Source organism: Vibrio hepatarius, assembly GCF_043642085.1.
GTDB classification, from domain to species: domain Bacteria; phylum Pseudomonadota; class Gammaproteobacteria; order Enterobacterales; family Vibrionaceae; genus Vibrio; species Vibrio hepatarius_C.
Window position 1 is genome coordinate 73,164 of record NZ_JBHZSA010000002.1, and the last position, 21,571, is coordinate 94,734.

The window sequence follows — 21,571 nt, forward strand, 5'->3', positions numbered from 1 at the left end:
CAATGTCTCTGTGCAAACCCTGCGGCATTGTAACCAGTTACCTTAAAACGGGTAATACTGGAAAGGGTTCTTACCATCCACTCTTGGATAGCTTTATTCTGCTCAAATAGGTGTTGCGCGACATCCTCCTAGCTAAATTATTTAAAGGGGGAGTAGTTAGGGAGGAGCAGAACGGAGGAGTAGACAGAGTAGAGAGACTGAGCTCAAAAAAAATCACGCAATCTAAGTGAAGTTAATCACATTCGGGGTCGGTTTTGTGACTCCAATCTCTAACCCGTCACGATGAGGATCACGAAAATAGTACATAATAGCTAGGGCGTAGGGAGTAGGAGGATGAGTCATTTGTCAGTTTGGCTGAAAATAAGCGATGAAATAAGGCGAAACCACCGGTCGAACCCTACAACACAAATATAAAAAGGATATGAACATGAAAAACGCCCTAAGCACAGTCGCGCTCGGAACACTTGTTGCTCTTGGCTCATTTGGTGCAAATGCTGCTATCGAAGAAGGTCAACTTACGATCTGGATTAATGGCGATAAAGGCTACAACGGACTTGCAGAAGTAGGTAAACAGTTTGAAGAAGACACAGGTATTAAAGTGACCGTTGCTCACCCTGATGCGCTTCAAGACAAATTCCCACAAACAGCGGCTACGGGTGACGGTCCTGATATTGTTTTCTGGGCACACGACCGTTTTGGTGGTTACGCAGAAGCTGGTCTACTTGCTGAAGTTAACCCTTCGCAAGAGCTAAAAGAAGGCATTGTTGATTTTGCTTGGGATGCTGTGAAATACAATGGTAAGACGATTGGTTACCCAATTGCGGTTGAATCTCTATCACTTATCTACAACAAAGATCTTGTTCCTAACCCACCGAAAAGCTGGGAAGAAGTTGCAGCGATGGATGCCAAGCTAAAAGCGGATGGCAAGTCTGCAATCATGTGGAACCTGAAAGAACCGTACTTCACATGGCCTCTAATGGCTGCTGACGGTGGTTATGCATTTAAATATGGCTCAGCTGGCTATGACGTAAAAGATGCTGGTATCGCAGCTGACGGCGTTAAAGACGCAATGAACTTTGTAAAAGGTTTGGTTGATAAAGGCGTAATCTCTTCAGATATGGACTACTCAGTATCTGAGTCTGCGTTTAACCAAGGTAAGACAGCGATGACGATCAACGGTCCTTGGGCGTGGGGCAACATCGAGAAGTCTGGCATCAACTACGGCGTAACGACTCTGCCTAAGTTCAATGGTCAATCTTCTAAGCCTTTCGTTGGCGTACTGACTGCAGGTATCAGCACAGCATCACCAAACAAAGATCTAGCGGTTGAGTTCATCGAGAACTACCTACTGACTAATGACGGTCTACGTAAAGTAAACAACGACAAGCCACTAGGTGCGGTAGCGCTTAACTCATTCCAACGTGAGCTAGATGCGGACAAACGCATTGCAGCAACAATGGACAACGCAATGAATGGCGAAATCATGCCAAACATCCCTCAGATGAATGCTTTCTGGGGTAGCGCGAAAAACGCAATCATCAATATCGTTGATGGTCGCCAAACAGTGGATGCTGCTCTAGCTGACGCTGAAAAACAGATGACTAAATAGTTTTTTCCTCACTTTTAAGGAGGGGGCAACCCCTCCTTCGTTTCTAAGTACTATCATCGTTAGCAGGTTCTTTTATGCAGTCAGTTCAAGGTACAGATGTTATGACATCTCAAACAGCGAGCTTGCCATCTAGTAAGAAAGTGTTCATTAAGTGGGGGCTGCTTGGCTCTATCGGTATTCTTAATGGCTACGCGACTATCCTAATGTATTCTCGTGGTGAGTTGGCATTTGCCCTACTTACCCTGATTTTAACCGCACTCGCATTATTCATTTTCGGTAGTAAAAAGACTTACGCCCACCGTTATATCTATCCGGGTATTGCAGGCATGATCCTGTTTATCCTATTTCCTTTGGCGTATACCGTAGGTCTTGCCTTCACAAACTACAGTGCGAAAAACCAACTTTCTTATGAGCGCGCGCAAACCGTCTTAATAGATCGCACTTATCAAAGTGGCGATAGTTACCCGTTTACCCTTTACAAAACTGATAATGGTCACCGTTTAGCAATTAAAAAAGGCGATCAACTGTTTGCGACTCAAGCTTTTGATCTTGAATCGACCGCGGCAACGGATATGGACTTGAACCAAGTAGACTCTGTTGCTGGTGATAAAGAAAAAATCAAAACCATCATCAAAAACAAAGTCGCACTGGGTGCTATTGATCTGCACTTGCCATCGGGTGAAGACATCCGTATGAGTGGCCTACGTAAATTTGCCGCAGTGGTACCACTCTATACCTTGCAAGAAGATGGCATATCACTTCACAACAACCTTACCGGTGAACTACTGAAGCCAAATATGGAGGTAGGTTTTTACCAGCCTGTTGATGAAAATGGTCAGTTTATCGGCGCTACAGTGTCACCAGGTTTTATTGTCGATATCGGCACGCATAACTTTGAACGTGTGTGGAAAGATGAAGGCATCAAAGAACCGTTTGTCAGTATCTTTATCTGGACGGTGGTTTTCTCGGCGCTGACCGTGGGCTTAACGGTTGTGATTGGTCTTGTACTCGCAAGTGTTGTGCAGTGGGAAGAGCTGAAAGGGCGTGCGATTTACCGCGTACTACTGATTCTGCCTTATGCGGTTCCAGCGTTCATTTCCATTCTGATTTTTAAAGGTTTGTTCAACCAGAGCTTTGGTGAGATCAATATGGTGCTAGAGTCATTGTTTGGCATCAGCCCAGCGTGGTTCTCTGAGCCTATCCTGGCTAAAACCATGGTGCTTATCGTTAACGTTTGGCTCGGCTTCCCTTACATGATGATTCTATGCATGGGCTTGCTAAAAGCGATTCCTGAAGACTTGTATGAAGCGTCTGCGATTGATGGAGCAAACTTCATCGATAACTTCCGTAAGATCACTATGCCGCTGATGATCAAACCGTTAACGCCACTATTGATTGCTGCCTTTGCATTTAACTTCAATAACTTTGTACTGATTCAACTATTGACCCAAGGTGGTCCAAACATGATTGGTACGTCTGAGCCTGCAGGTTACACCGACCTATTGGTAAGCTACACCTACCGTATTGCGTTTGAAGGTGCTGGTGGCCAAGACTTCGGTTTGGCAAGTGCGATTGCGACACTTATCTTCCTGCTTGTTGGTGCGCTTGCGCTTATCAACCTACGTTTCACCAAGTTGTCTCAGGATTAAGGAGAGTTTCCAATGGCAATGGTACAAGGTAAATCACTTAAATACCGTGTATGGGCAACGCATATCGTGATGTGGTTGTTCCTAGCGTCAATCATTTTCCCATTATTGATGGTTATCGCGATCTCATTCCGTGAGGGTAACTTCGCAACGGGCAGTATTATCCCAGACAACCCATCACTGGAGCACTGGAAGCTGGCGCTAGGCTTTTCGGTCACGAATGCGGATGGCTCGGTAACGCCACCACCATTCCCAGTACTTACGTGGTTGTGGAACTCGGTCAAAGTGGCAGGCATTACGTCAATTTTGATTGTTGCTCTGTCGACGACTTCAGCTTATGCGTTCGCTCGTATGCGCTTCAAAGGTAAGAACACCATCCTAAAAGCGATGATGATCTTCCAGATGTTCCCTGCGGTGTTGGCGTTAGTGGCACTTTATGCCCTATTTGATAAGTTGGGACAGTACATTCCATTCCTAGGTTTGAATACGCATGGCGGCCTAATTTTCTCTTACCTAGGGGGCATCGCTTTGCATGTTTGGACAATTAAAGGCTACTTTGAAACGATTGATAGCTCGTTAGAAGAAGCGGCGGCTCTGGATGGCGCAACCCCTTGGCAAGCCTTTAGATTAGTACTATTACCTCTGTCTGTACCTATCCTAGCGGTAGTGTTCATTCTGTCATTCATCGGGGTGGTGGGTGAAGTTCCAGTGGCATCTCTACTACTTTCTGATGTAAACTCGTATACATTAGCAGTAGGTATGCAGCAGTATCTATATCCTCAGAATTATCTTTGGGGTGATTTTGCAGCAGCAGCAGTTCTTTCTGCAATGCCTATTACAGTTGTATTCTTACTTGCACAGCGCTGGTTAGTCGGAGGATTGACGTCTGGTGGTGTGAAAGGTTAATAAGAACAATAAGGGCGACCTTATGGCCGCCCACTTGTACTTCGCTTAACACTTTTGGTTTGGCCGCCGATCAGTTAAGAAAAGTACAGTTCTGGCGTTACGCATAGCTGGCTGTTAGCTAGATTCCTTACTATTTCACTACTAACAGTTTTTGTAACCAAAACCCGGTTTGTCCCGGGTTTTTTTGTGTCTGTCGCCAGTAATGTGAGTATAAGAATTGAGACAAACAGCACCACTGCACGTCTAAATTGATGCGACGCGCCTATGGTTACTTATTGAAATGGTGCAACTTTTTGCACTAAATTGCGGTGCTGTGCACGGTGTGCGAGTTAAAGCTCGCGACTAGATGGGGCACAACCTAGGTGGCGAAGTAAAACGTAGATACTTTCTTGAGAGAGTGCGACTTTACGAAACAGATCAGCAAACACGGCGTCGCCTCCAAAGCAGGTTTGGATGTAGTGGTTGATCTCTTGATCGGCATACCCTTCGACATACATGGTTCTTACCCATTGGTACTCGACGGCTTTCAGGTTTGAGAGAGTTGATTCACTGAGGGTAGTTTCACCAAGGCTCAAGCAATATTCCTTCATTTTTATGACTTTGCCGGCGAATTTAAGCAAACAAAGATGAAAGAAAGATGACAGTGAGATTGGTTTACAAGATGCTGACAAAAATAGAGGGGCGGCCCCTCTATTTTGGAAGATTAGTGCAGCGAAGCTATTTTAGATATTTCACATGTGCTTCCATCTCTTCGCCAATCTGTTTACGCATGTTCATTAGGCGAATAGCCGAATCACGAAGCTCAATATCTTCTAGTGTTTCAGGTACCCATTCAGGGACTTCAGTAGGCTTACCACTCTCATCGACCGCAACCATAATCACAATACAGTGAGTAGTTAGGCGGTTTTTAAGCTCTTTAGGATCGCTTGCTTGAACATCAATCGCGATGTGCATTGAGCTTTTACCTGTATAGATGACCTTGGCACTAACCTCGACCAAGTTACCTACATGAATTGGTTGCACAAATCGAATACCACCTGCGTACGCGGTAATACAATATTTGCCACTCCAAGCGGCTGCATTGGCATAAGCGGCCAAATCGATCCATTTCATTACGGCACCGCCGTGGACCTTACCGCCAAAGTTTACATCTCCGGGCTCAGCTAGAAAGCGAAGGGTTATATCTCGTTGACCATTACTCATCTGTCAATCCTTTGTTGTTATAGGTGTTATGTTTACATTTAACTAAATAACAAAGCGTTTAACTCTCTGCAACATATATTCACTCATTACGTAAATAAGCCTTTTTAGCTCGGGTCACGTTAGTCTGTTCCTAAAGTAAGTATTCTCATATTTGATACAAAATAAGGTTGAAGCAATGTCCTACATTAATTGCATATCAATTATGAGGTAATAGTAGTTTGATTCGCCTAGCAGTGGTTATTTAGAGCGCTTTATTGGAGCAAGGCAGTTTAATGCCTGAAGACGAAGAGAGAACAAATGAAACAGTTTAAGATGAAAAAGACGTTAGTAGCGGCATCGATGATTGGTATATCGACATTACTTGCGGCGTGTGGCCAAGCTGAAAAAGTCGATCAGACTACCCAAGCTGAGCCAGCGGCAGGGACGCTTTATGTCAGTTCGACAATGATTACTATGAATGACGAGCAGCCAAGAGCTGAAGCAGTGTTCGCCGATGAAAACGGTACCATTGAGTTTGTCGGCAATAAAGATAAGGCTAAGCAGTTATACCCTAATGTAGAGGTGGTCGATCTTGGTGAGCGCGTTGTTATGCCGGGCTTTATTGAGCAACATCTCCACCCGTTTTTAGGGGCGTTAACACTAAGCATGCCAGTAATTGCGCCAGAAGAGTGGCAACTACCTAGTCGCACTTGGCCAGCCGTTACGGGCCATGAAGCGTACTTGAGCGCATTAAAAGCGGTTGAAGCAGAGATACCTGATGATAATGAGGTGCTTTGGACGTGGGGTTACAATAACTTTTTCCACGGTGAGTTAAACCGAGCGATCTTAGATACCATCTCAGAGACGCGTCCAATCGCGGTTTGGCATCGCTCTGCGCACGAATTTTACATCAACAGTGCGTTTGTAGCGAAATACGGCTTGAATCAAGCAGATATCGATAAACAAGGCGAAGAAGTTATAGCGCAATCGGATCTGGCTGGTGGTCACTTCTGGGAAGGTGGCGCACTGATTTATCTGTTGCCGCGTATTTATACTGACTTGGGTAATAAGGAGCGCTTTGAATTCGGTTTGAATCAGATGGTTGAGATGCTGCATCAAAAAGGCGTAACGGCTTACAATGAGCCGGGCGCATTTATCCCACCTGAAATGATCGACACTTACCTACGAATTTTAGGCGCAGAATCAACGCCAATGTACTCGTTCTTTACTCCAGAAAGTAAAACGCCGTTCTTGATGAAAGGTAAAGAGGGCGTCGTTAAAGCGGTTGAAGAAGTGACTAAGACACTGCCGGAAGAGGGCAAGGTTCGTTATTTTGATAAGCAAATCAAAATCCTATTTGATGGCGCTATCATCTCTCAGTTGATGAAAATGAAAGATGGCTACCTAGATGGTCACCATGGCGAATGGATTCAAACGCCGGAAGACGTTGAAGCTATTACCAAAGCGTTTTGGGAGCAAGATTACCAAATTCTCGTACACGTAAATGGTGATAAAGGCGTTGAAGAGCTAATAGAGATTATGAAGCGCCGCCAAGCTGAGTATCCAAGAGAAGATCATCGCTTTACCATCGTTCATTTTGCTAACTCGACTGATGAGCAAGTCAAACAGTTGAAAGAGCTGGGCGCAATCATCAGTGTGAACCCATACTACGTTACCGGCTTTGGTCAGCGCTTTGGTGAAGTGGGTCTTGGTGAAGAGCGAGCGCATGCCATGGTTCGCTTAGCAACGATTGAGAAAGAAGGTATCCCTGTATCGCTACACTCAGACATGCCAATGGCACCGTCAGATCCGCTGCTTCTTGCTTGGAGCGCGGTGACTCGCCAAACCAATGAAGGCAAAGTTCTACGCCCTGACTTAGCTCTTTCTCTTGATGCTGCGTTACGCGGTATTACGATTGAAGCAGCTTACTCATGGGGTATGGAGGATACGCTAGGCAGTATTGAGGTAGGTAAAAAAGCCAACTTTACCATCCTTGAGCAAGACCCGTATAAAGTGGATATCAATAAACTTAAAGACATTCCGATTTACGCGACGGTGTTTGAAAGTAAGCTTTTCCCAATCGATAAATAAAATAACAACGCCCAGCAATGCTGGGCGTTTTACTATTTCGAGTCTATAAGAGATTTGGGTTAAGAGTTCGGTGCCATGACTTTATCCATTAAGGCCATGCTCTGCGCAAAATACGGATTATAAGTTAATCGAGCATGTGTTTTTCCGGGTTCGATGTAACCCCAAGCTGAGAACCAAAGATCGTCTCGATTGGTGCACTGAGCCTCAGCTGCTTGGCCGTTACTACAAATCAAGTTTGTACCATGAACACCATAGTTTGGGTTGTTTGGCGAGAACAGTAATCCCATGTGCGAACCGTTAGAGATACGTTGTTCTGGCAGTTTCATGGTGAATTGAGTTGAGCGAGCATCATTGAGCTTGTGTTCACCCTGCCAGACAAGGTGGCTATTTGGGTTTGTCATTGCGTTAGAGAAGGTATCAATCGCATATTGTGTACTGATGACCTTGTCCCCTTCACTCAATAACATAAACACAGGTTTATCATACTTAGCATGTTCAAGTTGCTGCTGAACAACGGCCGATGTCTGATAATAGACGGCGGCAGCACTCATCGGTAATGAGTTATAGCGTAGCGGGTTATCTTCAGGATCTTGATCTGCCCAAGTGACAAAGTGGCTCGCTAAGCCAGCGAATTGAACGGCACTTGAATTTGGCTGCAGTGCTGGAGAGAACAGCAGTAGGCCATTGATCGAATCATCGTCCAGACCTTCTGACGTCACAAGGTTTGCTCCGGTTGAATAACCGCCTAGCCACACCGAATCAGTATCTTTTTTCAGTAACTCAATATGGTGATGTACTACGTCTTGCCAATCTTCAAGCGTTGGAAGTTGGAGATCGCCGACTTTACTTGCGTGACCGGGCAGCAATATCGTTCTGACTAAATAGCCCTGCTCAGATAAATGAGTGGCAATGTCGGTGAACGAATAGGGTGAGTCCCCCAATCCATGCACGAGCAACACGCCCTGACCATTAGGCTTTGCTGGTCGATACTCTTTCGGAGCGACAAGTTCTAGCTCAGCGGCCTTATTATTGGTGATAAATAGTCGGTTTTGCGCGAGCCATTGCTTAGTGTCATTGATGTATTGGGCAAAACTACTTTGAGAGTGATTTGGCAGTTGTTGCGCTTTTTCGAACGCTGGATCTTGTGTTTGTGCCGTACAGCCAACAACTATCAAAGCGGTGGCTGCGGCAGCGAGATAAAAAGCAAAAGCGGTTTTCTTACGCATTATATAGTCGATTTTTCTTCTTATTTTGATACGTCTTCATACTCTCCTTCAAGCACAGAAGTTTTAGATGACTGCTGAGCTGAAAAAGGTGAACGATTCATCTTTAGAGATTTCTCAATCTTTTTACCTGTGATGAGTGCTGCTATGGTCAATGGAATCGCAAGGATCAAGGTAAATACCAAGGTAAACATACCAATGAAAAGGGCGAAAATACCTGAAATTACTCTATTCATAATCAATACCTCTTAGTTATGTAGTTAGAATACCCGCTAGTAAATGAATCGAACATGAACGAGATATCAAAGCGAGGGAAATTGTTTATTGATGACGGATACATGATCAAAAAAGCCACTTTCAACGAGTGAAAGTGGCAAACAAAGGGGGATTATAATAAGTATAGGTGTTGTGGAGCTTTGCTCCCGACCGCAGTCAGGAGCGATATTCGGTTATTTGGTTGGGTACGTTTTAAAGCGAACGCCCATCATCTGTTCCATACAATGTACCACTTGGCAGCTGTAACCAAATTCATTGTCATACCAGATGTAAAGTACGCAGCGATTGTCTTGAGCGATAGTTGCAGCGCCATCAACAACCCCAGCGAAGCGAGAGCCTACTAGGTCAGTAGAAACAATCTCAGTCGAGTCTGTGTAGTCAATTTGTGCAGACAGCTCTGATGTTAGCGCCATTTCGCGTAGGTAAGCATTTAACTCGTCTTTATCGGTACCGTTTTCTAAGTTCAAGTTAGCAATTGCCATTGAAACGTTTGGAGTTGGAACTCGAATCGCGTTACCTGTTAGCTTGCCAGCCAGTTCAGGAAGCGCTTTCGCTACTGCTTTAGCTGCACCTGTTTCAGTCAGTACCATGTTCAACGATGCACTACGGCCACGACGCTCGCCTGAATGGAAGTTATCAATCAGGTTTTGGTCGTTAGTGAAAGAGTGAACGGTTTCGATGTGACCAGAGATAACACCGAACTTATCGTTAACCGCTTTCAGTACAGGAGTGATGGCATTGGTCGTACAGCTTGCTGCTGACACGATGCGATCTTCTGCTTCAATAACGTTGTCATTAACGCCAAATACCACGTTCTTAATGTCACCTTTACCAGGTGCAGTCAGTAGAACTTTCTCTGCGCCTTTACATTCAAGGTGCTGAGCAAGGCCGTCAGTATCACGCCATACGCCAGTGTTATCGACAACCAGAGCGTTGTTGATACCAAAGCTTGTGTAATCCACTTCTTCTGGCTTGTTCGCGTAGATGAACTGGATGTAGTTACCATTCGCAATGATTGCTTTGCGCTCTTCATCGACAATGATACTGCCGTTGAATTGGCCATGCACTGAGTCACGGCGTAGTAGGCTTGCGCGTTTTTCTAAGTCACCTTTTTTGCCTCCGCGTACAACAACCGCACGTAAGCGTAGTGGGTAACCTGGGCCTGATTTCTCAACTAATAGGCGTGTGAGTAGACGACCGATACGACCGAAGCCGTAAAGGACTACATCGCGTGGTTCAGAGACGGTTTCACCGTTCATCGCACCCATTAGAGAAGTGTGTAAAAAGTCTTTCACACCGTGGTCGTCATCGCGACCTTGCCAGAACTGGTGAGCTAATTGACCGATGTCGATACGACATGGAGAAAGTTCCATTTCAGCCAGAGCTTTAATTAGAGGAAGAGTTTGTTCTGGAGTCAGTGCTGTGCCAGTGTAACGGCGAGCTAAACGGTGAGTTTTGATAATATCGATAGTTGCTGCGTTGACCAGCGTTTTACCAAAAAGTAATACTTCGACGCCTTTATGACGGTACAGTTGACCAAGAAGTGGAGAGATAGTTTCCGCAATCGTTTGGCTCGTTTGCCAATCTAAGAGGTGTTTCTCTGGGCTCATTGTATTCGGGGACCTTTCACGTTTTTGAGGGCTGACTCTACTTAACTTGTAGGGAGTGAGTAGAGGTTGTATTAATTTTGTAATTTTTATGCGGCAGGATTGTAAGGCTTAATATCTTATTCTGCTAGGAAAATTAATTAGGCCTATATTTGCTGTATAAGAAATGATTTTTGGCGTAATACACTGGTTTTTGTTGGGCGAGGATCGTATTGACTTTAGCAAACCATCGAGCTTAATTCGCGTAAAAAAACACTTGAAGCACGTTATTTGTGTAACTTATATGACTTATTCTCATATCCTTGGTGATCGTGATCGACTTTGCTACTAAAAACGTGAACATAGAGGCGGGGATATAGGACTAGAGGTTAGGATTACGCAATTACGACTCTTTATATTAAGAAATGGATTGATTGTTGATCACGTTTTAAGGATCTTGTCTTGGTTGTTGGGGGATAGGGGGCGAGTGAAGAGACTTCCCCTATACCTACACAAATTAAAGTGCGTAATCGATATAGGGGTCAAGGATTAGCTTGCTACTTGATTAGTTTGCACTGCGGACTTCAATTGTTGATAGTTGGTACCAACCATCTTGCTGTTGCCCTTCATTGGCGAGTGTTAGACCCTCCTCACCACAGTCATTAAGCAAGGCGATCTCAATTGAGTAAGTGCCAGCCTGAACTTCGTTTGGAAGGAGTTTGCTGATCTTAGAAACATGCGTACCAGGTAGCCACTCCTCCGTATTTTGCGAGTCCTTACCAAGCGGAATGATCACGCCTTTACTAGAGATGAGTCGATAGTGCACAGCGTAAGGTTGATAAGTTGGCGCAACGCCTTCGTTAATAAACTCGCTTTCAATCACCAAAGTTTCATTTTGATTGACCGAGTATGGGTGCTGAGTCTTATTAACTCGGAAGCGGAAACCGAGCTTTTTCATCGCATTATCAACGATGTCACGGTATTCGGCTGGGACTTCTAATGATTTCAAGTTAATGCTGCTAGCATGGTTTTCTAGCGCCCAATCGAAGGTTGCTTTGACTTCTTCGCGTGTATATTTCTGATCGTTTAACCACCCTTGCATATTGCCACAGACCTCAAAGCTAACGGGCGCGTGTTGCCAAGCGTTGTCGAAGTTTGTCGTGGTCTGCTCAGCTTGGCCGATTCGATACGGGTAGTCATCATCCATATGGCTCCACGTGGTCGAAAAGTGATGCCAATCACCCAGACAGTCAGCTCGCCAGCCTGCGCCTTTTCCTACCGCATAAGCCAAGGGCTCACCGGCATTGATAAGCATGATTTTATTGGTTTTAGGAAAGGCTTGGAAATGTAAGTCAACGATGTAATTTAATTGTTCTGGAGAATAGCGCTCATTGAGCGGAGGCAGCTCAGAGAAGTTACTGTTGTGCCACTCTCCCCAAGAGCCAGCCATGCCGATGTCTACATGGGCAAGGTGCTTATTACCGTCGTAACGTTGACCCAGTGCGTCTAGGAGTGTTTTTACGTAATAGAGATAGGTAGAGTCATCGAGATCGGGTACGAATGTTTTGCCATTGGAAACCCATTTACCTTTGATGCCTTTATCAACCAGCCAGTTGGGGATTTTAGTACCAGAATAAGGTTCATCCATGGTCATGAAGCGCAAGGCGATGTGGCGAGGTTCTGGTAGGGATTGGTTCATCTGAAATAGTGAATCAATCATCTCGAAGTTGAATTGACCTTCTTGCGGTTCGATTTCATTCCAGTAAAAACGATAGTAGTCAATGCCGGTTTCTGGGTATTGCTCTGAAGTGAGTTGGCTACCCCAGCCATTGTGAAAGGCTTCAATACCGACGCCGGGGTTTACGATGATAGAGTCTATTTCTTTTGGGTATTGGACATTAAGGTCTTGATTTGCCATTGCAAACGGAGCAACGGATGCTCCGCCAACAAGGCAAGTTAGCACGAGTGTGCTGATGCGCTTTTTCTTCATAAATTTCTTTACCTACAAACTTTTAAACCAGTCCCATATGCCGAAGGAATAATCTTGGAAGATGTCGATTCCGACAGCGGACTTTAATAAATAGAGTGCAAGAACAGAAAGCGAAGCCATTGACAATATGAGTAGCACTACCATAACAAGCACTAAGTACTCTGAAAGAGAGAATTTATCTCGAGGTAGGCGACGTCGGTCTTTACCGGCAAGGAACACAAAGAAATAACGTTTGCCAAAAAACGGAAAGCTTTTACGAATATCAACAGGTTGTCTGTTGACGAGGCTGACCGTATTTAACGCTTGCTCAATCGCTTCTTTCTGCTCTTGAGTAAGGTTTTCTTGGGTGTTTTTATCGAGCAATGTATAAAACTGCTGTACTGCTCTACTTTGTTTTTCCTGCTTAGACATCTTTACTGAGGACTTCTGTTATTTGGTACGAAGGATTCGATTATAGGTGTCGACGGTTTGCGACGCAATTTTATGCCAATCATACTTCGCTAGATATTCGCTGTAATCTTGCAAACTCAGTCTACTACGCTTATTGATAACTTTAGTAAGAGCGGCAACATTCTTGACCGGGAAATAACAGTCGTCATTGAGTTGCACCTCTTTGTTTGGAGCAATGTCACTAACGACCACAGGCAAGCTGTAGGAAAGGGCCTCAAGTAGCGCAATGGGCAATCCTTCATGGTAGGAAGGCATGACAAATAAACGGGCTTGAGAGAATAAAATCTGCAGTTCATCCCCTTTAACGAAACCAGTCAAAATGACGTTTGGTGTCTCTTTAGCAAGCTGTTTTAGCTTAGCGCTGTACGGGGTTTCATGATCGGTATCGCCAACCAATACTAGCGGCATTTCAACGTCACTCACTTTGTATGCCTCAATAAGATCATGGAAGCCTTTTTCCTCGACAAAGCGGCCGACACCAACGATATAATTACCTGCAGTTAAACCGTGTGTAGCTAAGGTATGGCTGATAGTGGAGTCATCATATTTATTGGCCGGAAGTACACCGTTGTAGATAAGGTTGGCATCGTAACGCTGGTACTTTTCCTTAATCAAATCGTTGATCACCTCAGAGATGACAATTACTTCATTAGCCCAACGAACAGCGAATCGCTCGCCAAGCTTGAGGATTGTTTTAGCGAGTTTGCCCCATTTTTCTCGCTCATAGTCTGGCCCATGATGAGTAAAGACCACTTTCTTTCCTAACAGTCGCAGCAGAGGAGCGACTAAGCCGGGGCCAATTGCGTGAACATGGACGATGTCAGAGCCATCAAACAGAGTCGAAAAAGAAGCGAGGGTCGAGTGGATAATCGCTTCAAGCGACTTCTTTTTCGGTGCCCAAATAGAGCGTGTAGCCACACCTTTGTACTCAGACTTCTTGTAATCAACATATGGCGAGCGAGCAGTGACACAAACATCAACACCCTGTTCAACAATCAATGGATACAAGTGCTGACAATGGGTCTCTACGCCACCTAAAACGTCTGGGATACCTCGTGTGCCTATAACGGTTACTTTCATGTTAATTACCCCAGCAATTCTTTATAAAGTGAAATCAGTTTTTGGTGGTGTGACGTCAAAGAGTAAGTAGCGACTAAGCGCTTACGAGCAAATTTACCTAGCGCTTGTCTTTCCGAGCTCGATTGGGCCATCTCATCCATCACTTGGGCTAATGACTGTGGGTTGCCTGCTTCAAATAATCGCCCTTCAACATTGTCTCTAACCTGCTCAGGAATACCGCCAATATTGGCGCCAATGATCGGTTTGCCATAAGCCATCGCCTCTAGCACCGACATTGAGCAGTTTTCATAGCACTCAGAAGGCACAATAATGGCGCTCGCCTCACGAATTAATTTGTGCAGGGCTTCACCGCTTTGGAATCCGAGCAGTTCGACATTCGGGTAGTTTTCACTGAGCTCTTCAGTCAATGGGCCGACTCCTGCGACTTTGAGCGGCATTGATTGCGAACAAAGCTGGTAGGCCTTTGCCATGGTTTCGACACCTTTTTCTTTGCTCAGTCGTCCCAGGTATAAGAAGTACCCTTCATCGCTAGTGTTGGCCATATCGACGTTTTCATCGATGCCATTAACAATGACGTCAATTCTGTTGCTAGGCAGTTTCTGTTTGATGATATTGGCTAAAAACTGGCTCGGAGAAACAATCACATCGAGCGCTTGATAGTTCTTAGCCAGAGACTGATAAATTGCTTCCGCTGTCAGTAACCCACTTTTGAACAGCGAGCCGTCATAACAGCGGTTTTTAAATGCATTGAAAACGCTACCCTGCAAGCACTCTTCACACGTATGACCATCACGGTACATGGTGTAGCTAGGGCAGGCGATTTTTGTATCGTGCGCGGTTAATACAGTCTTGCACCCAGCCGCTTTCGCCACCTTGATGATAGAAGGCGTTAACTGGTGATAGATGTTGTGGAAATGAACAATATCTGGTTTTTCTTGTGAGATAAGTGCCGCGAGCTTTTTACACGCTTCACTATTATGAATAAAGCGAAAGGCGGTTTTCAGTGCATCAAGTGCGCTGGGTTTTGAGTGATAGTCAATATTGTCGACAAAGAACGCTTCGTATTGGGACGCGAAGTTTTTCTCATGAGCCATAGAGAAATCGATGACGCTGACACCCATGTCTTGTAGCATCTCTCGCTCTTGGAAAAAGACAGTCTCAGCACCGCCTTTGAGAAAGAAGAATTTATTGACGACAAGTACTTTCATTTGATGAATCTCACTCAATTAGACGATTTTTTGGAGGTACTGTTGGGTTCTTGGTCGGCGAGAAAAGTCCACGAACTAAGCCAGCGGCAAAAACAGACAGGTTAATGACACTTAAACAGGCATCTTTCACAGAACGGTTCTTGATTGCTTTAAGGGTAAAAAATGCGCCCAATGGAGCAAGGCTTAGTAGAAAAACAATCGTAGGTGCAAAAAGACCCATAGAGATAACGCCGAGTAAGTAGCAAGCAAAGATCAGTTCGTTCCTCACCGTCGACAAGGCATCTTTGAAGTGAGCTTTACCAAATGCACTCTTCAATAACTCCCCTGGAGCGAATAAGTATCGGCTTTTCCAGCGATATTTAAGTAATTGCAAGGTTGGCATATCGTAAGAAGTATGTAAAAAGAACGGTGTATCCAGACGATGTAGCTTGTAGCCCGCGTGTTTGAGGCGCATGCCCAATTCTGCCTCTTCATAGGCATGAAGTGTGCGGTGGGTTAAATAGCCGATTTCATCGATAGCACTTTTTCGATACATACCACCGCCGCCAAGATGGCTACAGTCACCAAGTGGGTAGATTTTGTGTAGGCGCTGTTTACGAGATTTAAATTCGTAGCTCGACGCCTCATCCATTTCGACAGTACCTGCAACTCCAGCATAGGTAGGGTTGGACTCGAGGAATGCTACTGCTTTATCGATAAAACCGTCGCCTAAGGTCATATCGCCGTCCATCAGTAGCAGGTAATCACCTTCACTATGTAAGTAACCTAGCTGGTGCCCAACGCCGCAGCAGCGGTCTTGCTCTTCAATCAATGAAACCACTTTTGCGCCATTGTCTAAGGCAATCTGCTGAGTGTTATCCGTTGATAAACTGTCAGCGACAATCACACTGTGTTCATAGCCAGATAGTTGCTGCTTAATGCTTTGAATTGTGGCGGCAATACCCGCTTGCTCATTAAATGTCTTAATGATGACGGTGATGCTGGGTAGGGTATTCATACTTTTGCCTCTTCCATATTTAACACAGATTTTCGAAGAACTAAGCTTGCGCCTAAAGATAGATAAAACTGGAACTGCAACATGGGTACTAACATCAAAATCTGACTGTATGGAAGACTGAGTAGCCCTGCGACAGAAAACGCGATAAACGCGGGTTGCCAAGAAAGTAGTTGAACATCCTGCGGCGATAATTGTTCGAGTGATAAACGTTCTTTCGGCATGGCGATTTTCAAAACGTACAAGATGACCGCTAAGAACAGCACTGAGCCGATAATACCCATCTCCCACAGCATCATACTTAGGGAGGTGGAATCAATTAATACATTGAACACTATGTTGAGGAAACCAGGGGCAACGGAGCTGCCATGGTTGGTTGCATTGAGTCCGTAGCCAAACAATACACTTGGCCAGCCATACAGATCACTGTTTTCTAGCCAGAAGAAAATGGTCGTCATTCGCCCTAGCTCGCCGGTCGGTAGGATGTAATGCGCATCAAAAATATAGTCGAGCGAGTCAAAGAAAACCTTAAATGCGCTTTGGTTTGGATCCGAATCAAAAGCTGAGGCATATGAAGCGGCCAGTACAAGAATCGCGAGGAAAATAAGAAGCGACATCGAACCCAGTATCAGCAGTACTTTCTTAATATCGTTTTGCCTTACGCCATGAATATAACTAGGAGAAAGCCAAACAAAGATCATTAGGATGGGTGAAATGAGAATAACGAACTTGATTTCACCAAGGACACACAAAATGAAGGCGGCACAAATATGTAGCCCAGCATTAAGCTTACCAATCACGCCGTGGCGAAACTCAGAGAGCTTTAACAGCATGATCAGTAAACAAAACAGCCCGAGAGCGGCACTGTTACCCCCGCCCATAGGGTTACCACCAAAGGTGCCGACAACCGAATCCCATTTTTCAAATTCACCATGAGCGGCGACGCGTTTTGGTACCACTATCAGGATTTGGTAAAGAATCACAGGTAGCTGTGCGTAGAAGACCCAGTATAAGACCTTGACCGTTCTATAGAGCTGGGACTCTCGAATAAACCCAAGCAGTAAGCAAAAGAACACCAGAGAGAGTGCGAGCTCATTTTTGAAGCCGACAATGACGACCTTTGCTCCACTTTGCAGAAAAGTGGAGGCGAGTACCAAAGCGCACATGCCGATATAAAGCACCGCAATGCACACTTGGTGGACATCATACTCAGGTGATTCATAGTTGTTTTGCAAAAACAGCAGCATGACCATCGCCATGGCAGCTAGGAATGGAAGCCATAAGATTGCTCCTACCCCTAATAAATATTGTACTAAGCCACAAATCGCTAGGGTGAGAACAACATAAGCTTGTAAGTATAAGCCGTTGTTGATTCTCATACCGCTTCCAACCTTTGACTCACTTCGTTAGCACGTGAGTTGACCCTGATGAAGATAAACGCATATCGAAGCGCAGATAAAAGAGCAAACGCGATAACCGAGTAAGCGTAATCCGGAGAGATATACGGCATTAGAGCGAAGGCGATAAGTACAACCGCTAACTGTTCAATTTGAATTCGCAAAAAATACTTCGGTGAGCCGTAGACCAATTCAATCACGGTAAGCGGACAAATCGCTAACGCTGTAAACAAGTAGGGCAGTAGGTAACGTGACGTGGGTATTGATGCAATCCACTCGTCGTTAAACCCAAGATTCATGACAATTGGATAGAAGATGAATACGCCCGCTGTCGCGATGATGCCAAGTGACATCAGTAATTTGCGTACCTTTACGAACTCCGCATAGTTAAAACGATTGTTGCGAAAATCGATCGACCAGTTTGAGAAGATGGAGTTACGAACCGCGTTGCCAACAATGATGACAGGAGATAAGCAAAAGCGGCTGACAACGGCAAAGTAACCAGCGACAACCGGGGTAAACCAAATATTGATCAGGATAACAGGCAGGTTGCCGTTGAGCATGGCGAGAATCTCTGCGCTGCCCACTTTAGTAATGTGCTGACTGTTGCTTTTGAAAAAACGAATATTTGATGACAGTGATAGCTGGCTCCATTTTAATGCTTTAGCTGGAATAGAGTAGGCGATGAACATTGAAACATAAGCGAGTAGTGCACCTCCCCATGCCCAGTAGAAGGTATCCATATCATGCATGGTGTAGATCAGCGCAAGTACCAGTCCGGATATGGTTGTGCGTTGTAGCGCTAACACCTTCATTTTCGAGTCACGTAGTAACAAGTTCTCTGAAATTAAGATCCAAGAGTGGCCAAGTATCAGTAAGAAAAGCTGCTCATAACTGCGTTCGAAGAAAAAGCCTGTCGCTAAGGCGACGAACACTGAGAGAAACAAGCTAAACAGTAAGCAAAAGACAATGTTCTGGCCTAATGCCTCGTCAGCCTGTTTCGGGATAAGTAACTGGGAGGCAAAGGTACACACCTGGGCACCTATAAGAGCGATGCTGTACGTCATCGCATAGTAGCCAACATCGGCCATGCCATAGCTGGTGGATATCAACCATATCGAAATTGCCCCAATCACTTGAGACAGCATCGAAGAGCTAGCTATGGTTGAGATCTTTTTGAGCAAACTCATAGCAGCTCCTCACTTTCGAATAGCTCGGTGCTGTTATGTGCTGCAAAGCGTTTGGCTTCTTCACTGGTTAACATGTCTTCTTTGGTCATGTTAAGCACGCCATAAACGTCGCCATTAACCAGAGCAGTGATTTTGTTTAGCTGTGGCACGATTTCAGGAGACGTATAGTTATCAGCTTTAACCGTCACTATGATCGCATCCAAAGCTGAAACTAACATTTGCGTATCTTTGTTTTCGCTAAGCTCCGGTAAGTTAACCACCACTTTGTCGAATTCAGTGCACAAGCGTTGATACGCTTCTAAACTGTGGCTATTGGCAAAGAAACTCAGCGGGGACTCAGTAAGCCCACCCAACGGCATAAAGGTCAGGTTGTTAGTAATGTTTACGGTAACCTCACTAAGTGTGCGACTCTGGCTTACAAATTCACTAAATCCAGCGCTGTTGTCCTCTTGCTGATGATCTTTCGGTAGGGCATCCATCACATTACGAGTCATGCTGTTCTTGCTGCGATAGTCTAGGTCGAGCAATAACGTTCGGTGATTACTATTTAGAGCAGACGCTAATATGTAGCTAATCGCTGATGCTCCTTCATGAGGAAAAGCAGCTAATACACCAACCGACTTGTTTTCAGGCGCCTTTAACGACAATGCGGTAGACAGGCCATGGGCGATTTCGTTTGAGTTCGGGTTTTGTGTAATGCGACGACAAAGCTCCAGCGTTGTAATCTGTTCTTTTTTACCTGCGAAGTTTGGTAAGTCGATAAGAGGTGTCAAACCTAAGCGAGTCTGTAATTGTTCTAAATGGGTAATGGTTCGCTTTAGCGCTGCTTGGACGATAATCAACAGTACCCCGATAATGAAGGTCATTATCGCGATCATGACGATCATCAAGCGTTTATTTGGTTTTGCAGGTTTATCACTGACAGTCGCCGGATCGTAGATTAACGCATCGGGTTCACGATATTGTGCGTTAACGGCGTGCTCTGCGCTGCGTTGGTATAGCTGTTTGTAGAGCTCTTCAGTTTTGTTGAGTTCGGTCATCAAGCTATCGTACTGATCTCGTTTATCGATCAACTTAGAATAACTGACTTTTTCTTTATCAAGCATCTTCTTGTAATGATTTTCTTTGATCAGTTCTGCTTGATATTTCTTATGCAAACCTATTTTTAACTCTTCTAAAAGTCTGTTGGTTTGCTTATGAATTGCTTCGAGTTGAGCGTTAGCTTCTAGAATCTTATTGTGTTTTGGTCCGTAGACGCGCTTCAAATCGGCCAGCTTTCTTGTGGCTTGAATTAAGGCAATACGCAAATCTTGAAGCTGAGGGTGAGAAGAAATTTCGGGAATGGAAGAAAGATCTTCAATATCTCCTCCCTGCATGTATTTTGCCACCAGTTCATAGGTTGCTTGGGCTGCCAGACGGCGTTCTTTTGCATCAGCGTATTTGTTGGTGAGAATACCTAGCTGCTCTGTTTCAATCCCATCGATACCGCGGAACATAATAAGGCCTTCCTTATCAAGGAAGCGTTGTAGTTCACGTTTTTTATCTTCAACTTGCGACTTTAGTGTCGCCATTTGTTGATGGTTCCAATTTTGAGCTTTAAGCGTTTTCGCTACTTTCTGTTCTACCGTGTAATCGATAAAAGCTTTAGCTACACCGTTAGCGATTTCTGAGGCGCGATCAGCATTAGGAGATTCGTAAGATACATAGACTAGTTGAGTCTGGCGTACCGCAGTAAATTTTAGGTTCTTAGATAGGTTTTTTATTGCGTTCATGATGCGAGTATCTTCAGGGAGATCCCACATACCTTCGTTGCCTAGAACTGCATCATTAAAGGATTCGTCTTGTTCAAGCTTCATACTCAGCACGGCGCTTTTTAACACCACACGTGACTGCATGAGGTTGAGTTGGGTTTCGTAATAAGGCCCACGAGTCGAGTCATAACCGTCTACCTGATCGAGCGGTGATGCGTTATCTGACTGAGCCTTAATAAGTACGGTTGCGGTTGAAACATACTTAGGAGTCATTGTTTGAATCAATGGAATACTTAAGCCGGTAATAATGGCAGTAACCATTACCAGCTTTAAAGCGTGCTTCTTCATCGCTTTGATCAAAGGGTCAAAGTTAACTTGGCTTTCTAGCGATTTGCCACGTTCTATCATTACTGCTCTCTTTTAGAAAAAACTTTGTTCAACAATGACGACATCGCCGGGGTATACGGCATCAGTCAAATTGACATTTTTCAGTAGCTCGGTAGAGCCCGAAGGACGAATGTTTATATCATCGCGATCTGCTCGGTCTGTAAATCCGCCAGCGAGTGCGATCGCTTTCTCTACGGTAAGCTGAGGCTCATATTCATAACCGTCAGGATCTTCAACCTCACCAGTAATGAAGAACTTACGAAAGCTATTCATTTGCACGGTAACCATTGGATCTAGCATGTAGTCAGCCTTTAGACGTGCTTCCATATCGAGTTCAATTTCTTCCGTCGTGCGGCCAGTTAACTGAACATAGCCGATATAAGGAAAGTTCACGCCACCGCGTTTGTCGATGGTGAACTTCATCGTTAAGTCTTGATCGCCATAAACTTCTATATTCACTCTGTCACCAGGGCCAAGTAAGTATTCGCGTTGCTGCGACGTTCTGCCGTTCGGATCGTCTTCCGATTTTGAAGAATCAGCCAAGGCGGTATGGCTGATTAAAATCAACAATGCCCCAACGAGGTGTAAGATAAATTTTTTCATGA

Annotated in this window: 18 protein-coding genes; 4 read left to right on the forward strand and 14 right to left on the reverse strand. The window is 44.8% G+C overall.

All coding sequences use genetic code 11. The features are described 5' to 3' along the window. Positions 1 to 427 precede the first annotated feature (427 nt). From malE to malG, 3 genes are all read left to right on the forward strand, one after another. A complete protein-coding gene (gene malE, locus ACHUFZ_RS03500) occupies positions 428 to 1,609 on the forward strand; it encodes a maltose/maltodextrin ABC transporter substrate-binding protein MalE (RefSeq protein ID WP_134835923.1) in 1,182 nt (393 codons plus the stop codon). A gap of 74 nt (positions 1,610 to 1,683) precedes the next feature. Beyond that, positions 1,684 to 3,258: a maltose ABC transporter permease MalF gene (malF, locus tag ACHUFZ_RS03505; protein ID WP_394125905.1), complete on the forward strand. Its 1,575-nt coding sequence runs from the start codon at positions 1,684 to 1,686 to the stop codon at positions 3,256 to 3,258. Positions 3,259 to 3,270: 12 nt separating this feature from the next. Further along, a complete protein-coding gene (gene malG / locus ACHUFZ_RS03510; protein WP_394125906.1) occupies positions 3,271 to 4,161 on the forward strand; it encodes a maltose ABC transporter permease MalG in 891 nt (296 codons plus the stop codon). 329 nt (positions 4,162 to 4,490) lie between these two features. Here malG and ACHUFZ_RS03515 read toward each other — a convergent pair whose 3' ends face one another. Together ACHUFZ_RS03515 and ACHUFZ_RS03520 are read right to left on the reverse strand one after the other, a co-directional pair. Then, positions 4,491 to 4,736, reverse strand: coding sequence for a hypothetical protein (locus tag ACHUFZ_RS03515; protein ID WP_053440814.1), 246 nt, complete (start codon positions 4,734 to 4,736; stop codon positions 4,491 to 4,493). A 142-nt stretch (positions 4,737 to 4,878) separates the two neighbouring features. Next, a complete protein-coding gene (locus ACHUFZ_RS03520; protein ID WP_394125907.1) occupies positions 4,879 to 5,364 on the reverse strand; it encodes an acyl-CoA thioesterase in 486 nt (161 codons plus the stop codon). Between the two features lie 297 nt (positions 5,365 to 5,661). On the opposite strand from ACHUFZ_RS03520, the gene ACHUFZ_RS03525 reads away from it, so the two are divergent. After that, positions 5,662 to 7,434, forward strand: a complete 1,773-nt coding sequence (locus ACHUFZ_RS03525; protein ID WP_394125908.1) for an amidohydrolase — start codon at positions 5,662 to 5,664, stop codon at positions 7,432 to 7,434. A gap of 59 nt (positions 7,435 to 7,493) precedes the next feature. Here ACHUFZ_RS03525 and ACHUFZ_RS03530 read toward each other — a convergent pair whose 3' ends face one another. The 12 genes from ACHUFZ_RS03530 to ACHUFZ_RS03585 all read right to left on the reverse strand — a co-directional run bounded on the left by ACHUFZ_RS03530 (position 7,494) and on the right by ACHUFZ_RS03585 (position 21,569). Further along, positions 7,494 to 8,660, reverse strand: coding sequence for an alpha/beta hydrolase (locus ACHUFZ_RS03530; protein ID WP_394125909.1), 1,167 nt, complete (start codon positions 8,658 to 8,660; stop codon positions 7,494 to 7,496). Positions 8,661 to 8,680: 20 nt separating this feature from the next. Further along, the gene (locus ACHUFZ_RS03535) at positions 8,681 to 8,893 is read right to left on the reverse strand and encodes a hypothetical protein (protein ID WP_394125910.1); all 213 of its coding nucleotides are present in this window, start codon (positions 8,891 to 8,893) and stop codon (positions 8,681 to 8,683) included. Positions 8,894 to 9,106: 213 nt separating this feature from the next. After that, positions 9,107 to 10,543, reverse strand: coding sequence for a glyceraldehyde-3-phosphate dehydrogenase (locus ACHUFZ_RS03540; protein ID WP_394125911.1), 1,437 nt, complete (start codon positions 10,541 to 10,543; stop codon positions 9,107 to 9,109). 541 nt (positions 10,544 to 11,084) lie between these two features. Then, complete coding sequence (locus ACHUFZ_RS03545; protein WP_394125912.1) at positions 11,085 to 12,509, reverse strand: DUF4832 domain-containing protein; 1,425 nt, start codon at positions 12,507 to 12,509, stop codon at positions 11,085 to 11,087. 12 nt (positions 12,510 to 12,521) lie between these two features. Further along, positions 12,522 to 12,920, reverse strand: coding sequence for a hypothetical protein (locus ACHUFZ_RS03550; RefSeq protein ID WP_394125913.1), 399 nt, complete (start codon positions 12,918 to 12,920; stop codon positions 12,522 to 12,524). 18 nt (positions 12,921 to 12,938) lie between these two features. Then, on the reverse strand, positions 12,939 to 14,039 hold the full coding sequence (locus tag ACHUFZ_RS03555) for a glycosyltransferase family 4 protein (protein WP_394125914.1): 1,101 nt from the start codon (positions 14,037 to 14,039) through the stop codon (positions 12,939 to 12,941). Positions 14,040 to 14,044: 5 nt separating this feature from the next. Then, the gene (locus tag ACHUFZ_RS03560; protein WP_394125915.1) at positions 14,045 to 15,247 is read right to left on the reverse strand and encodes a glycosyltransferase family 4 protein; all 1,203 of its coding nucleotides are present in this window, start codon (positions 15,245 to 15,247) and stop codon (positions 14,045 to 14,047) included. Positions 15,248 to 15,257: 10 nt separating this feature from the next. Continuing rightward, the gene (locus ACHUFZ_RS03565) at positions 15,258 to 16,244 is read right to left on the reverse strand and encodes a glycosyltransferase family 2 protein (RefSeq protein ID WP_394125916.1); all 987 of its coding nucleotides are present in this window, start codon (positions 16,242 to 16,244) and stop codon (positions 15,258 to 15,260) included. After that, positions 16,241 to 17,620 carry a capsular biosynthesis protein gene (locus tag ACHUFZ_RS03570; protein ID WP_394125917.1) on the reverse strand — a complete coding sequence of 460 codons (1,380 nt, stop codon included), beginning with the start codon at positions 17,618 to 17,620 and terminating at the stop codon, positions 16,241 to 16,243. The genes ACHUFZ_RS03565 and ACHUFZ_RS03570 overlap by 4 nt, the downstream gene beginning before the upstream one ends. Beyond that, positions 17,617 to 18,828 (reverse strand): lipopolysaccharide biosynthesis protein, encoded by a 1,212-nt coding sequence (locus ACHUFZ_RS03575; RefSeq protein WP_394125918.1) that lies wholly within the window; start codon positions 18,826 to 18,828, stop codon positions 17,617 to 17,619. The genes ACHUFZ_RS03570 and ACHUFZ_RS03575 overlap by 4 nt, the downstream gene beginning before the upstream one ends. Further along, positions 18,825 to 20,987: a GumC family protein gene (locus tag ACHUFZ_RS03580; protein ID WP_394125919.1), complete on the reverse strand. Its 2,163-nt coding sequence runs from the start codon at positions 20,985 to 20,987 to the stop codon at positions 18,825 to 18,827. Before ACHUFZ_RS03580 ends, ACHUFZ_RS03575 begins: the two co-directional genes overlap by 4 nt. Positions 20,988 to 20,999: 12 nt before the next feature. Next, positions 21,000 to 21,569: a polysaccharide biosynthesis/export family protein gene (locus ACHUFZ_RS03585; RefSeq protein WP_394125920.1), complete on the reverse strand. Its 570-nt coding sequence runs from the start codon at positions 21,567 to 21,569 to the stop codon at positions 21,000 to 21,002. Between the last annotated feature and the right edge of the window lie 2 nt (positions 21,570 to 21,571).